This window comes from Mucilaginibacter sp. OK283 (assembly GCF_900110415.1).
Taxonomy (GTDB): Bacteria; Bacteroidota; Bacteroidia; order Sphingobacteriales; family Sphingobacteriaceae; genus Mucilaginibacter.
Genome location: NZ_FODR01000019.1, coordinates 21,750 through 34,913 on the forward strand (window position 1 = coordinate 21,750; position 13,164 = coordinate 34,913).

The window sequence follows — 13,164 nt, forward strand, 5'->3', positions numbered from 1 at the left end:
ACACTGACAAACAAACCACTGTATAATTATAGCTTTGCCAATCAAAAAATTCCCCCTTCAGGGGTTAGGGGACTTCGCTTATGTTTACAGGCATTATAGAAACTTTAGGAAAAATAGCCGATCTGAAACAGGATCAGGGTAATTTACATATCACGGTTGAGTCGGCCATTGCGCACGAGTTAAAAATAGACCAGTCGGTAGCGCATAACGGCGTTTGCTTAACGGTAGTGGCCGTAGCCGATGGCCTGCATGTGGTTACCGCTATTGAAGAAACGCTGAATAAAACCAGCCTGTCGCACCTTAAAATTGGCGAACCGGTAAACCTGGAACGCTGCATGCAAATGAACGCCCGCCTGGATGGCCACATTGTACAAGGCCATGTTGACCAAACCGCCGTTTGTACTGCATTTAAAGAGCTTGACGGCAGCTGGGAATATACCTTTGAATATGATGCCGCCATTGGCAATGTAACCGTTGAGAAAGGTTCTATCTGCGTAAATGGCATCAGCCTTACCGTTGTCAATTCGCAGGCCAATAGCTTTTCGGTTGCCATTATCCCCTACACGTTTGAGCACACCAACCTGCACAACGTGCGCGAAGGATCGGTAGTGAACCTGGAGTTTGATATTATAGGTAAGTATGTGGCAAGGTTGATGAATAGGTAGTAGATACGCGCTTTTTTTTTATTCCCTCCCGACGGGAGGGGTGCGGCCGGCAATGAGCGCAAAGGCAGGGAGGGGTTTTGCAGAGCGACGAATTGCAAAGTTGCTTGAACGACTGATTTAACCCCTACCTCCCCTTCCCCAAGGAAGGAATCGCACAATTTCCCTGCTCTTTTTGCTGAAGGATATTAAGCAAACCCCTACCGCGATAGCTCTGTAACCCTTGCCATGGCATAACTTACATACTTTTGCTGTTTTCCGGTTGGCTTGCTGGTCATGAATTTTTTGTAGTACTTAACGGCCATTTTTTTGTTTTTGAGCGATCCATCGTACATCGTAGCCATTAGGTAGTAAATTATCGGCTTCTCATCAAATTGAAGGGCTTTTTCATAGGCCGCTATAGCCGCTTTGTATTTTTTTCGCACGTCATAGCTGTCGGCCATTTCGGTATAATAATCACTTATATTGGGCGATATGCCTGCTTCAATAGCTTTGCCCAGGTTTTCAATCGCCATAGGCTGATCTTTGAGTTCTTTATAAGCCAGCGCGGCAATATAATAGCTGGTTTCTGATTGGCTTACTTCCGGGATCCGTTTAAAAGCATCAATACTGCATTCATATTGCTTCAGGTTGTAATAGGCCGATTCCAGTTTAGTCAATACCAAACCATTATCGGCCCCTGCTGCTATCAGTTTCAAACAGGTGTTTTTTACTACATCATATTTCTTTTCGGCGTATGAAAGTTTCAGCAGGCTTTGCAACAGCACAATGTTCTCGGGGTCCTGGCTTATTGCTCCATCCAGCACCTTTTCGGCCTGGGTGTTAAGCTTTAGGTTCACGTACATATCGCTTAAGTCCGATGCCACATCGGCGTCGGCAGGGTTTAGTTTATTGGCTTTTTGCAGGTACACGGTCATCTTATCCAGGTCGTTTTTATCCTGGCTAATTTTTGCCAGCTGTTTAAAAACATAAAAATTGGTCGAATCTTTTTGAGCCAATACCTGGTAGTACATTAACGCCTTAACATTATTACCTCGCCTTAAATTGATAGAACCCAGGCTATAAAGCACCGCCTTACTGGTCGAATCTATAACATACATGCGTTGGTAATACCCTTCGGCGTCGGGCAGTTTACCGGCCATTTGCGATGTGTAGGCCAGTTTGCCCAGTATTTTTATATCGGTTACAGGTTCGGGATAGGTTTGCTTTAACAAGTCGGCAGCCTCGGCAAATCGCTGGGTTTGGTAGTAATCTAATAGTAACGCATCACTTGCAGCAGTGGATTGTTGGGCAATGGCAGGTTTAATTAAGCACATCAACAATAGGCAGATTATTATATTCTTCATATCAACTAACACATTAGTTATTTTAAACTAAAATATTAGTTATATATCAAATATCCAAATGGTAAACAATTTTTGTTATTTGAGGTTGAGTAGATATAACAATTAAAAAACACGACTTATGGATAAGCTAAAGAAATTCGGACTGATGGAGAAAATTGTCCATGAACTGGAAGATTTAAAAAACAGCCAGCAGGCAATCATCACCAAACTGGCTAAAATAGAAGTAGATAACATCGACCTTGGCGATAAACGCCTGGAAAAAGATTTGCCCGACATGCACCAGCGCGTTGCCGATAACCTGGACACCATTGCCAGCATCCTGCAAGACTTTGCCAGCCAAACCGAAAGCTACAGCGATAAAAATAACATTACCGCGCTAAGAGAGCAGGAAGCCATTGGCAAATTGTAAAAAGAAAATCCCCGGAAACGGGGATTTTTCATGAACCTATCCGAAAATATCAATACCAATATCCTGCCGGAAAGCATTTTTGACTTTTGAATTTTAACTTTTTAAGGGCGATGCCTTCGGCCCGGGCTAACCGCTCATACTGCACAGGCCTTATTCACAGGCCGGTATCCGCTTTTATCCCTATCGCGGCTGTCAGAATCAGGATTTACAGAATTTTAGAATAAGCAGAATGCCTGGTAATTTCAGCTGAAAGCTGAAGCCATGGTTCACCACGAGGTAAAACCTCGCGGCAGCTAATGTTGAAAGATTTGGATTTTGACTATATTAACCGGCCCATTTCCATGAACCATGAACCATGAACCATGAACCATGAACCATGAACCATGAACCATGAACCATGAACCACTCACTACTGATACTGTATATAAACAGGGCTCGGCCTCAATGCCAAAACCTCTTTAGGCGTTAGCATACGTTTAGGGCCGTTTTTGATATCGTTTTTATAAAACAGTTTAAAGCCGGTAAATTGTACAGGCTCGGCAGCAATAAAATATTTGTAAGTTCCTTTTTTAAGGTCGGGACCACCCCAGCCGTCCATATCCATCACCAACTGAACTTCGCTGCTTAGTTTGATGTCTTTGTAGTTGGTTACCATGCGTTTGGTAAAGCGGTGTATGATAAAAATTTTAGGCGGCAGGTTATTTTTCTTAACCAGACCGGCAAGGTATTTGGATACATAGTTAATATCGTCGGCATCAAATGTGCCAATGCGCTTGCCGGGCACACTCCCCTCTTTCATACTAAACTCCGGATCGATGCCTAAATGCACGTTGGGCATCAGCAGGTATTTTTCAAGTTTGGGAATCTCGGTTTGTACAGTGCTGAAACCAACCTGCAGATCAAGAAAAACAAGGGCGTTCATGGTTTTTGCCATGGCTATTACTTTATCTATCTGGCTAAAAGGCATTCGCAGGTTATGCAAGCCATTACGGCCGGCATCGGCCTGGGCAGTTACGCAAATGTAATGCAGGGCGGGTATTACGGGGGTAAGGGTATCGGCCTTTTCCCAAACCTTGCACTCGGCCTTTAGTTTATCCATCATAACTTTAGGCTCGTACTCGCCTAAAACACCCATATTTTTGGAGTACATATTGCCGTAATAAGCTACTACCCTATTAAAAGGCAAAATAGCGCCAGGCAATGGCAATGGTGCGTTTTTTACAGGCCAGCGCCCCGTTTTGTCGCCATTGGCCATCCGCTTCATCAATGAATCGTAACGTGCGGTATCAAGTGCGGCAATATTTTTTATGGTGTCTTTTGTGTTCCGGATTATAAAACCGGCGGCATAAACTTTATTAAATGAACCTTGTAAAAAAACAGCCGCCAGGGCCAAAAATGTAAGTACTGCTGTAATTCTTCTCATCTATAAAGTGTCGTTCTGTATATTATTCAATACTCTTGCCACGCATCGCAGTGCTAATTGCCTGATCCATCAGACGTTCGGCAAATGGCCGGGTAAACTCATTTACTTCGTCTATACTTTTCAAAATGAGGTCTTTATCTCCGGTAGCAATGGCATTTTTCAAAGCGGTTATATAACTGATTGTTTGTTCAGTTTCCTCTGCCGATACATAGCTGCCGTTCTTTTGCAAAAACCGCTCCACGGTGTAAACCGTCTGTTCGCCTTCGGTACGGGCTTCTATCAGCATACGCTCGGCCACATCTTCTTTGGCGTGGGTAATGCTATCCATTAGCATTTGCTCTACCTGTTCGTCGGTAATGCCGTAGGTGGGTTTTACCTCTACCTCCTGTTTAACGCCGCTGCGCAATTCAATAGCTTGTATAGTCAGGATGCCATCGGCATTCAGCAGAAAGTTGATATCTACTTTTGGGAAACCGGCGGGCATACTTGGGATGCCTTTCAGGTTAAACTCGGCCAGCTTGCGATTTTCTTTGATCAGGTCGCGCTCGCCCTGGTAAACGGCAATTTTCATATTCACCTGCCCGTCTATCGATGTGGTGTATTGCCGGCCGCCTTTGGTAGGCACCTTGCTGTTGCGGGGGATAATTACATCCATCAAACCGCCCATTGTTTCGATACCGAGGGATAATGGGGTAACATCAAGCAATAAAATATCTTTACGGTTACCGGCCAGTATATCGGCCTGTATGGCCGCGCCTAATGCAACCACCTCATCGGGGTTAACATCATCATGTACAGGGCGGTTAAAAAACTTCGCCACCATTTTTTTAACCAACGCCGTACGGGTTGATCCGCCTACCATGATCACTTCATCAATTTCTGCTATGGTCAGTTTGGCATCTTTAAGCGCGTTTTGGCAACTGGTAATGGTTTGCTGTACTTTGGGCATAATCAGTTCCTCAAACGTGTTCCTATCCAGCGTACACCATATTTCGCCTATTTTTTCGTTAAACAGGCTTTGATGAGCAAATGCTTTCTTGGCTTCCTCTGCTTTAAGGCGCAATTGCTGGGCAAGCTCATTATTGGCTATTATTTCGGCTTTATCCAGATTGTTTTTTTCAATCCAGTAATCAACAATAATGCGGTCAAAATCATCGCCTCCTAAAAAGGTATCGCCATTGGTGGCCAATACCTCAAAAATCCCGTTCTGAATTTGCAGTATCGATACATCAAACGTACCGCCGCCCAGGTCATACACGGCTATGGTTTTTACTTCTTCGGGATCAAGGCCAATCCCGTAAGCTAAACTTGCTGCCGTTGGCTCGTTTACAATGCGTAAAACATCCAGCCCGGCCAGTTTACCGGCGTCGCGGGTGGCCTGGCGCTGCGAATCGTTAAAATAAGCGGGTACTGTTATTACCGCACGGTTAACCGGGGTTTTAAGGGCATGTTCGGCACGGGCTTTCAACTCTTTTAGTATCAGGGCCGATAGTTCAATAGGCGTATAAAATTTATCGCCAACCTTTATTTTAACCAGGCTCTCGGTATCATCATCAATAACCTTGTACGAGAAAAAATCTTTATAATTTTCGATATCATGATAGCTGCGCCCCAATAAGCGTTTTACCGAAAAAACGGTATTTTGCGGGTCGGTTATCAAATATTCTTTAGCCTCATTACCTACCAAAACATCGCCTGTAGGCCCAAAATGGACTACTGAAGGTACCAAAACGCCTTTACCCGTATCATTTATAACATGCGGTTGCTTATCGGGATTAATAAAAGCCACCAGCGAATTGGTGGTACCCAGATCGATACCCACTATGATATCCTCTTTTTGCAGCGAGCCTGTCGCCAGGTTGATAGAAACTTTAGCCATTACTTTTACTTAACAAACCGCAAATGTACTCAGTTTTGGCAGATGCTGTGTCTTTTCAATCTCTAATTATCAAAATCAGGCAAACAGACCTCCCGAACCTCAGTTAGCTGGGTATTATTTCTCATAAATACCTATTTCGGGGTATTTCATAAACCTTATATATAAGCTATGTTTGTTCAACAAAACCTGTTGTAAACTATAAACGCTGAGTAATTAGAAAATATACGACCTTATCACATCATTTTCTGAGGGGGAAATAGTTATAGTGAGGAAGCCCGTTGAAGTAATTCATCGGGCTTATTTGTTGAACACGATTTATGGATTTTATAGGATTAACAGGATTTGAGCCACTGTCATCCAAACAAGGATGCCAGCCAAGATTTTTTTTAATAGAAATCAAAATATTAACTACATCGTCTACATGCCTTCGATCTGGAGCTATTGAACAAATAAATGTAGCAAAGATGAAATTCTGCCCATCGGATATATGCCCGATTGAAGCGTAAGGAAATTGAGGATTAGAAAATTGTGCATAGCCAAAGATACCGTAACCACATTTTCCGGATATTTCGTTTTGTAATTCTCCAAAATCATTTTTTACTCCCATATTCTTTGACAGCTCAATTAAATTTGCAACACCCCTGAATTATCAATTGTATCATCGATAAAGGTTGGAGGGCCGTTAGGATTGTTTTCAGATATATCATTCCAGTTATCGGGTAACTTAATTTCCAGGTTTTTCAATCGCTTATCCATTAGTTAAATTTAATTAAAAATCCAATATCAGTGAATACACTCTAATTGACTTTCATTTTTTGCATACTAAATCAAAAATATTGAAGGATGGATTATAGAACCAAATTTTGCCATTAGCTTCAAATCAGGCAGAAAAAGGTTCGAAATTTGTACAGGCAGAGCGACTAAAGCGATATCAATCAGTATCAAAACCCTGTAAATCAGTAAAATTATCGATTTTTTTGATTTCAGAGCCCTCTCCCTAAAATAACGAAATCCCACTGATCCGATTTTACATTACAAAGAATACTTTTTTATCCCCCAACAAAAATTCTGCGTGATCCGTTTTTTGTCTATCTGAATCAAAATTTTTAGAATTTAAGAATGTCCAGAATTTACCATGGCAGCTTTTATCCTGTTAGTTCTCTAATTCTGTAAATTCTGATTCAGACTACCTGTTAAAATTCAGCCGTTTACCGGTTTCACCTTCCACCAGGGTTCCGTTAGCATATACAACATTGCCAGATACCAAGGTGTAAGCTATCCGCGAGCGGAAGGTGGTGCCTTCAAACGGGCTCCAGCCACATTTGTATAAGATATTGGCCTTGTTCACGTTCCAGGGATTATTGAGGTCGGCTAAAACCAGGTCGGCCCAGTAGCCTTCGCGGATAAAGCCGCGCCTGTCAATCTGAAAGCAGGTAGCAACGTTATGGGCCATTTTTTCGGCTATTTGTTCAAGCTTAATTTTGCCGTGATGGTAAAGTTCCAGCATAGCAGGCAAGGCGTGTTGCACCAAGGGGCCACCCGATGGGGCCTGCAGATAAGGCTGCGCTTTTTCTTCGATGGTATGCGGGGCGTGGTCGGTGGCAATTACATCTATGCGGCCATCTAAAACAGCCTGCAAAATAGCGTCCCTGTCGCTTTCTTTTTTTACAGCCGGGTTCCACTTAATCAGGTTGCCTTTTGTTTCGTAGTCGGCATCGGTGAACCATAGGTGATGTACACAGGCCTCGGCAGTAATGCGTTTATCTTTTAGCGGGATGGCGTTGTCAAAAAGATGAGTTTCAAGCCCGGTTGAAATATGCAATATATGCAGGCGCGTGTTATGCTTTTTAGCCAGCTCCACCGCCAGCGACGACGACAGGTAACAAGCCTCGGCGCTACGGATCTTCGGATGAAGTGTCACGGGTATATTATCGCCCAGCAGCTGTTTGTAATGGTTAAGGTTGCTTTTAATAGTGGCCTCATCCTCGCAATGCACCGCTATCAGCATAGGCGAGTTAGCAAAAAGGTTATCCAAAGTTTGCGGATTATCTACCAGCATATTGCCCGTTGACGAGCCCATGAAAACTTTAACACCGCAAACGTTGGCTGCATCGGTGCGCAGTACCTGTTCCAGGTTGTCGTTAGATGCGCCCATGAAAAATGAGTAGTTAGCCAGTGAGTTACGCGATGCTATATCGTATTTATCTTGCAGTAGCTCCTGTGTTAATGTGTTGGGTACCGTATTGGGCATTTCCATAAACGATGTGATGCCGCCCGCTACAGCTGCCCGGGATTCGGAATGAATATCGGCCTTGTAGGTAAGCCCAGGTTCGCGAAAATGTACCTGGTCGTCAATGCAGCCGGGGAAAAGGTAAAGGCCCTCGGCATTTATAACTTCATCTGCATGGGCATCAATTTGTGGGGCTATCCGGTCAATCAAGCCATCTTTCACCAACAAGTCGGCTACAAATTGCCTGTTTTCGTTAACTATTGTTGCTGCTTTAATGAGGATAGTTTTCATATGATTTGGGAATTCGGATGTTCGATGTCGGATTTATTGATGGGCAAATTTAGAATTTATGACGACATAATAAGGCAAGAGCAAAATCAAGGATTAAATTTGGGAAATGCAGGGTGTCTTGTTTATTACAAAAGCTGATCTACCCCTCAACAAATTCTGCTATACCCGGAAAAGTGCCCATATTTTTATAAATAGCAGTACCGTTAGCTTCGCTGTCTTCAACCGCCCAGGTTGCCATGGCATACATTACCGGTCTCAGGCCCTGGCCCGACGGACTAAGGCTGTAGGTTACATACGGTGGTACCACCGCTCTGGCCTCCCTGACGATGATTTTATCGGCTTCCAATTGTTTTAAATGCTGGATGAGCATTTTTTCTGTTATGGTAGGTATTGCCTTTTTTAATTCGCTGTAGCGCTTGCTGCCGTTTAGCAGGTGAAATAAAATAATAGGTTTCCAGTACCCGCCAATGCGTTCCATTACATAGGTTACCGGGCACTCTTTAAATGCGGTTTGTTTATTTTCCTGTATGGTTGATGCTTCTTTGATCTGGGTCATATGGATACATACTTTAGGGTAAGTACTTGTATAAAAGTAAGTACAAATATAATTTTGCTCCCAACAAAAACAAAATTTATCATCATGAAAATCATCGTAACAGGTTCATTAGGCAATATCAGCAAACCACTGGCTACACAATTAATTGAGGCAGGCCACCAGGTAACCGTCATCAGCAGTGATAAAAATAAAATTACAGCAATTGAGGCTTTAGGCGCTGCGGCGGCTATTGGCTCATTAGCCGATACCGCATTCCTTGCAGATACTTTTACCGGGGCTGATGCCGTTTACGCTATGATACCACCAAACTTTGGAGCCGCTAACTTAAGGCAATACATGGTAGATACAGGCAAAAGTTATGCCGAGGCAATTCAAAAATCGGGTGTTAAAAAGGTTGTCGCTTTAAGCAGCATCGGGGCGCATTTAAACGATGCCACCGGACCGATAAAAGGCATTCATGACGTTGAAGGCATATTGAGCGGATTACAGGGAGTAGCTATCAAATTTATTCGTGCACCATTCTTTTACGTGAATTTGCTTAATGATATCCCGGCCATTAAGCACCAGGGAATTTTAGGATCAAACTACCCGGCAGATGCAAGGCTGATATTAGTACATCCACGGGATATTGCCGATGCTATTGCCGAAGAATTACAGGCTGACTTTACCGGCAAAAGTGTACGCTACATTGTGAGCGACGAAAGCACAACGGCCCAGGTAGCAACCGCTTTAGGCAAAGCCATTGGTAAGCCCGAATTGCAATGGACAGGTTTTAGCGACGAACAGGCGCTTCAGGGCATGCTGCAACACGGTTTGCCGCCCGAAATGGCCAAAAATTTTGTAGAAATGGGCACAGCTGTACGCAGCGGAATAATCTGGGAAGATTATGACCTTCATAAACCCGCCCAATGGGGCAAGGTAAAACTTGAAGATTTTGCCAGGGAGTTTGCCGAAGTTTATAACAGCTAATTGAAATCAAATAACCAAATGAAAAGCCGCATCACAAAAATGAGGCGGCTTTATGTTAACCGCGGAAATATTCAACAATATTCGTTAACCTGAACTGATATAAACTGTATCTTCCGGCCATTATCACTATTGATCACTTATGCCGGAAAAAATCATTCATATTCAATTTAACCGCGTACTTTTTGCGAGCGCGCAAAAAAGCCTTTGGAAATTTGCTATGCGGGGGGCTTTTAAGCAACATATTTATATGTCGGTAGTTGCGGCCATATTGACGCTGATAGAATTCGTGCCCGACAATAAAAACCAGTTTTCTGTTAGCAAAACAATCGCCTCTGGGTTTATTTTTTACGTAACTTTAGTGTGGATAGGTTTGATAGAACGATGGATAAAGCTCCAAAAGAGAATTAAAACCATTGGCGACCGGTTTGAAAAAGAAGGGATGGATTGCACCTATATTTTTAACGACGATGGCATTTTTTACGAAGACAAAGAAAAATCCATGAAGCTGAGCTGGCAGCTTTTTAAACCTTTTGAAGCTTATAAGGATAACATATATATTAAACAGAAAGATACGAGTTCTGTGGTATTTCACCTCAGCCGCCAGGAACTTGGCGATAAGGATTATGATGAGGTTTATGCCTTATTGGAAAAGAAAATAAGGTAAAGTTAAGCATAAAAAAAACACCTAATCAATTTGGTTGCACAACTGGCGATCAGGGCAATCGCTTTTGAAAGTTGATCCTGAAGAAAGGGAGCTCCTAAGGAGCAAAAAGGGTTGAACTATTCGTTTTCTACAAACAGGTAGCCTCTACGAGGCAACTTAAAAGTGTATTATCTTGTAACGGTTAACCGTTTGTAGCTGAAAAGTTTTTTTTCCTGAACTGGTGATTATCCAACCCTTATATACCTAAGAAGAAAACTTTATTTCAGGTTTCTCTTACAAACTTCCCAAAAACTTTAATACCAACGCCCTGTCAGACTTCGACAGTTTGGAGAAGTATACTTTAGAAGTTTCAGCTTCGCCGCCGTGCCACATAATGGCTTCCGTTACGGATCGTGCGCGACCATCATGTAAATAATAGCCTGGGCTGTTCACTTTTTCGAATAAACCGAGGCCCCAAAGCGAGGCTGTACGCCATTCCTGTCCGCCGGCCAAAAAGTCGGGGCGGTTATCGGCAAGGCCGGGGCCCATGTCATGTACAAGTATATCTGTGTAGGGGTGTATCACCTGGTTTGATAAAGGTGCGAAAGCTACGTTTACCTCCGTGGTAAGGGTTTGCCGGTGGCAAACGGCACATTTGGCAGCCTTAAACAGCGCCTCTCCCTTTTTGCAATCAGCGTCGGTAACGTCGCGCCGGGCCGGCACGGCAAGGGTAGCGGCATAAAACCTTACTGCGTTTAGGGTGCTGTCCGGCAATTCAGGGTCGTCCTTCAGTTCATCATCCTGAATTTGCCCAAAACTGCTTTCAACCGGGAATATCCGGTTGGTAACGCCGATGTCCTGGTTATATGCTGCAGCAACCTGCGTTAATATTGATGCCGTATTTGCTTTCCATCCAAACCTGCCCAACTGGCGCGATTGCGTGGTAACATCCCAAACATAATTGGCCTTACCTTTTATGCCATCACCATCTGCATCGTTAGGGTCGGCCATGGCAACAATTTCATTTTCGGGTACAGCCTCCAATAAGCCCAGGCCAAACATTGGGGGCGCCAGGCGGGGCGAGAGCAGGTAACTGCCGGATATAGCTGTATATAAATTGGTAAGGGTATAAGCGGGCGCCCTTAATTCATAAGTTTCGCCATCGGCAAAGCTGTACGTTGTATAAGTGTAGGCAATGTTTATTTTAGCCTCGGGCACCTGGCCAAATACCGCCTTATCCTGTAGTTGCAATCCATAGCCTGGTACGGGCAAAGGGCCGCCATGGGCATCGGCGCCAGGCAGGCTGATACGCACCAGCAGCGACGAACGCGACTCGCCCGCGGTAGGCAAACCAATACCATCATTATGATGGCATGATATACATGACGTGTTATTAAAAATAGTGCCTAACCCGCTGTTAATAGGTGCAGGCGCGGTAACAAATATTTTGCTGAAAGCCGCATCGCCAAAGCCATGTACCTTTTGATCATAATCTGACATGCCGGAGAACATATTACTGAACGCATGCGATGTGATATCAAATACCGTAGTTATCCCACCCGAAAGGCGCTCGTCATATCCTGTATCAGGAAACTGAGCCGCCTTTTGGCATTGTGATAAAATAAGTACTAAAAATGCTAATACGCCTACTACCGTTAACTTTTTCACTTGTATAATTAGTCTGTAATATTTGCTTCAATAAAAGCGTTCAAATCAACGCTCAGCGTGGTTTGTAATGTGGCTATAGCGTCTTGTGTAGCCTTGATCTGGCCGCGCTGGTTGTATATGGCTTTTTCAAAAGTTTGGGTTATGGTGCCAAATGATGCCAACACCGCGTTGTACTGCGTTTTGATTTTTGCATCCAGCGAAGCATTTTTTGCGGCAACCAATGTGCTTAGGCTCGCGGTGCCGCTTGTACCATTATAAGTGCAGGTGTACACATTCAGTATGCCCTTGATATTGTTTGTAAAATCGGTAGTGGAGTTATGCGAAAACGACGATTCGTCCAATGTACTATCACGGGCAGCATAAGGCTCTTCCATTTTGCCGGTGCCAACCTCTTCGCAGATATCCGACATGGCGCCAACCATTGCTTTAAAGAGGCTTTTCCGGGTTTTAAATACCGCGCTTCCTTTGCCTGCGGTTGTTACCGTTGCCGAGTAATTGCCACCTGTAGCCGCCCAACTGTCGCGTAACTGGGAGGTGGTATTAACGAGGCTTTGGGTTGTTGAGGCCAGGAACAGTTTTTCGCGTGCTGTAATATCGGTTGCCTTTTTGGTGCCGCCAACTCCGAATATGATATATTCAATAGCGTGAAACCCTTTGGCAGTGCCATCAAGCTTATCAATATCGGCAACAGCCAATGAGCCCGAACTGGCCAGCAAACCGTCAACATCCAGCTTGTTTAGCGGCCAGCTATCCATTGTGGGGTCGTAGTCATTGTCTTCAACCGGGCCAAACAAAAAGCCTTCGCATGCTTCCCATGGCGCGCGGGTGGCTTTCCAGGCATTTTGCGCAGCTAAAAGGTTGGCTGCATTTGGGGTAGCAATTAAAGCCGTAACAGCCGTTTGCAACACCACTGCATTTGCCTGTATCTGTACGTAGTTGGGGTTTGCAACAACGTTTACAAAATCGGTTATCACCTGGGCTTCCACGTCGGTAGTTACCGGTGCGGTTGTTGTATTGCTCTTGCTGCAGGCGCCCAAACCGAGCGCGGTTATGCAAACCAATGCGAGTAAGTTATTTTTCATAGGTAA

At 44.1% G+C, this 13,164-nt stretch carries 13 protein-coding genes; 4 read left to right on the forward strand and 9 right to left on the reverse strand.

Features of this window, described 5'->3' with window-relative positions; translation table 11 throughout:
• Nucleotides 1-80: 80 nt before the first annotated feature.
• Nucleotides 81-665, forward strand: coding sequence for a riboflavin synthase (locus tag BMX56_RS27930; protein ID WP_090653011.1), 585 nt, complete (start codon nucleotides 81-83; stop codon nucleotides 663-665).
• Nucleotides 666-862: 197 nt separating this feature from the next.
• On the opposite strand, the gene BMX56_RS27935 is transcribed toward BMX56_RS27930, so the two are convergent.
• Nucleotides 863-1,978 carry a tetratricopeptide repeat protein gene (locus tag BMX56_RS27935; RefSeq protein WP_090653012.1) on the reverse strand — a complete coding sequence of 372 codons (1,116 nt, stop codon included), beginning with the start codon at nucleotides 1,976-1,978 and terminating at the stop codon, nucleotides 863-865.
• Between the two features lie 148 nt (nucleotides 1,979-2,126).
• On the opposite strand from BMX56_RS27935, the gene BMX56_RS27940 reads away from it, so the two are divergent.
• Entirely contained in the window at nucleotides 2,127-2,417 is a 291-nt protein-coding gene (locus BMX56_RS27940) for a hypothetical protein (RefSeq protein WP_090653013.1), read from the forward strand.
• A 409-nt stretch (nucleotides 2,418-2,826) separates the two neighbouring features.
• Here BMX56_RS27940 and BMX56_RS27945 read toward each other — a convergent pair whose 3' ends face one another.
• The 6 genes from BMX56_RS27945 to BMX56_RS27965 form a co-directional block, all read right to left on the reverse strand.
• Nucleotides 2,827-3,840, reverse strand: a complete 1,014-nt coding sequence (locus BMX56_RS27945) for a hypothetical protein (protein WP_090653014.1) — start codon at nucleotides 3,838-3,840, stop codon at nucleotides 2,827-2,829.
• 22 nt (nucleotides 3,841-3,862) lie between these two features.
• Nucleotides 3,863-5,719 carry a Fe-S protein assembly chaperone HscA gene (hscA, locus tag BMX56_RS27950; protein WP_090653015.1) on the reverse strand — a complete coding sequence of 619 codons (1,857 nt, stop codon included), beginning with the start codon at nucleotides 5,717-5,719 and terminating at the stop codon, nucleotides 3,863-3,865.
• A gap of 238 nt (nucleotides 5,720-5,957) precedes the next feature.
• Nucleotides 5,958-6,326, reverse strand: coding sequence for a hypothetical protein (locus tag BMX56_RS27955; protein WP_090653016.1), 369 nt, complete (start codon nucleotides 6,324-6,326; stop codon nucleotides 5,958-5,960).
• A gap of 17 nt (nucleotides 6,327-6,343) precedes the next feature.
• On the reverse strand, nucleotides 6,344-6,475 hold the full coding sequence (locus BMX56_RS30605; protein ID WP_255369945.1) for a hypothetical protein: 132 nt from the start codon (nucleotides 6,473-6,475) through the stop codon (nucleotides 6,344-6,346).
• 430 nt (nucleotides 6,476-6,905) lie between these two features.
• On the reverse strand, nucleotides 6,906-8,240 hold the full coding sequence (locus BMX56_RS27960) for a dihydroorotase (protein ID WP_090653017.1): 1,335 nt from the start codon (nucleotides 8,238-8,240) through the stop codon (nucleotides 6,906-6,908).
• 139 nt (nucleotides 8,241-8,379) lie between these two features.
• Entirely contained in the window at nucleotides 8,380-8,796 is a 417-nt protein-coding gene (locus BMX56_RS27965; RefSeq protein WP_090653018.1) for a winged helix-turn-helix transcriptional regulator, read from the reverse strand.
• A gap of 84 nt (nucleotides 8,797-8,880) precedes the next feature.
• On the opposite strand from BMX56_RS27965, the gene BMX56_RS27970 reads away from it, so the two are divergent.
• On the forward strand, nucleotides 8,881-9,765 hold the full coding sequence (locus BMX56_RS27970) for an NmrA family NAD(P)-binding protein (RefSeq protein WP_090653076.1): 885 nt from the start codon (nucleotides 8,881-8,883) through the stop codon (nucleotides 9,763-9,765).
• Between the two features lie 139 nt (nucleotides 9,766-9,904).
• Entirely contained in the window at nucleotides 9,905-10,429 is a 525-nt protein-coding gene (locus tag BMX56_RS27975; protein ID WP_090653019.1) for a hypothetical protein, read from the forward strand.
• A gap of 273 nt (nucleotides 10,430-10,702) precedes the next feature.
• On the opposite strand, the gene BMX56_RS27980 is transcribed toward BMX56_RS27975, so the two are convergent.
• Together BMX56_RS27980 and BMX56_RS27985 are read right to left on the reverse strand one after the other, a co-directional pair.
• A complete protein-coding gene (locus BMX56_RS27980) occupies nucleotides 10,703-12,076 on the reverse strand; it encodes a di-heme oxidoreductase family protein (protein WP_177183948.1) in 1,374 nt (457 codons plus the stop codon).
• A gap of 8 nt (nucleotides 12,077-12,084) precedes the next feature.
• On the reverse strand, nucleotides 12,085-13,158 hold the full coding sequence (locus tag BMX56_RS27985; protein ID WP_090653021.1) for an imelysin family protein: 1,074 nt from the start codon (nucleotides 13,156-13,158) through the stop codon (nucleotides 12,085-12,087).
• Nucleotides 13,159-13,164: the final 6 nt, after the last annotated feature.

Excerpts from the sequence above, each read along its gene's own strand:
- BMX56_RS27930 (WP_090653011.1), top strand. The coding sequence starts at position 81 with ATGTTTACAGGCATTATAGAAACTTTAGGAAAAATAGCCGATCTGAAA.
- BMX56_RS27935 (WP_090653012.1), bottom strand. The coding sequence starts at position 1,978 with ATGTGCTTAATTAAACCTGCCATTGCCCAACAATCCACTGCTGCAAGT.
- BMX56_RS27940 (WP_090653013.1), top strand. The coding sequence starts at position 2,127 with ATGGATAAGCTAAAGAAATTCGGACTGATGGAGAAAATTGTCCATGAA.
- BMX56_RS27945 (WP_090653014.1), bottom strand. The coding sequence starts at position 3,840 with ATGAGAAGAATTACAGCAGTACTTACATTTTTGGCCCTGGCGGCTGTT.
- hscA (WP_090653015.1), bottom strand. The coding sequence starts at position 5,719 with ATGGCTAAAGTTTCTATCAACCTGGCGACAGGCTCGCTGCAAAAAGAG.
- BMX56_RS27955 (WP_090653016.1), bottom strand. The coding sequence starts at position 6,326 with ATGGGAGTAAAAAATGATTTTGGAGAATTACAAAACGAAATATCCGGA.
- BMX56_RS30605 (WP_255369945.1), bottom strand. The coding sequence starts at position 6,475 with ATGGATAAGCGATTGAAAAACCTGGAAATTAAGTTACCCGATAACTGG.
- BMX56_RS27960 (WP_090653017.1), bottom strand. The coding sequence starts at position 8,240 with ATGAAAACTATCCTCATTAAAGCAGCAACAATAGTTAACGAAAACAGG.
- BMX56_RS27965 (WP_090653018.1), bottom strand. The coding sequence starts at position 8,796 with ATGACCCAGATCAAAGAAGCATCAACCATACAGGAAAATAAACAAACC.
- BMX56_RS27970 (WP_090653076.1), top strand. The coding sequence starts at position 8,881 with ATGAAAATCATCGTAACAGGTTCATTAGGCAATATCAGCAAACCACTG.
- BMX56_RS27975 (WP_090653019.1), top strand. The coding sequence starts at position 9,905 with ATGCCGGAAAAAATCATTCATATTCAATTTAACCGCGTACTTTTTGCG.
- BMX56_RS27985 (WP_090653021.1), bottom strand. The coding sequence starts at position 13,158 with ATGAAAAATAACTTACTCGCATTGGTTTGCATAACCGCGCTCGGTTTG.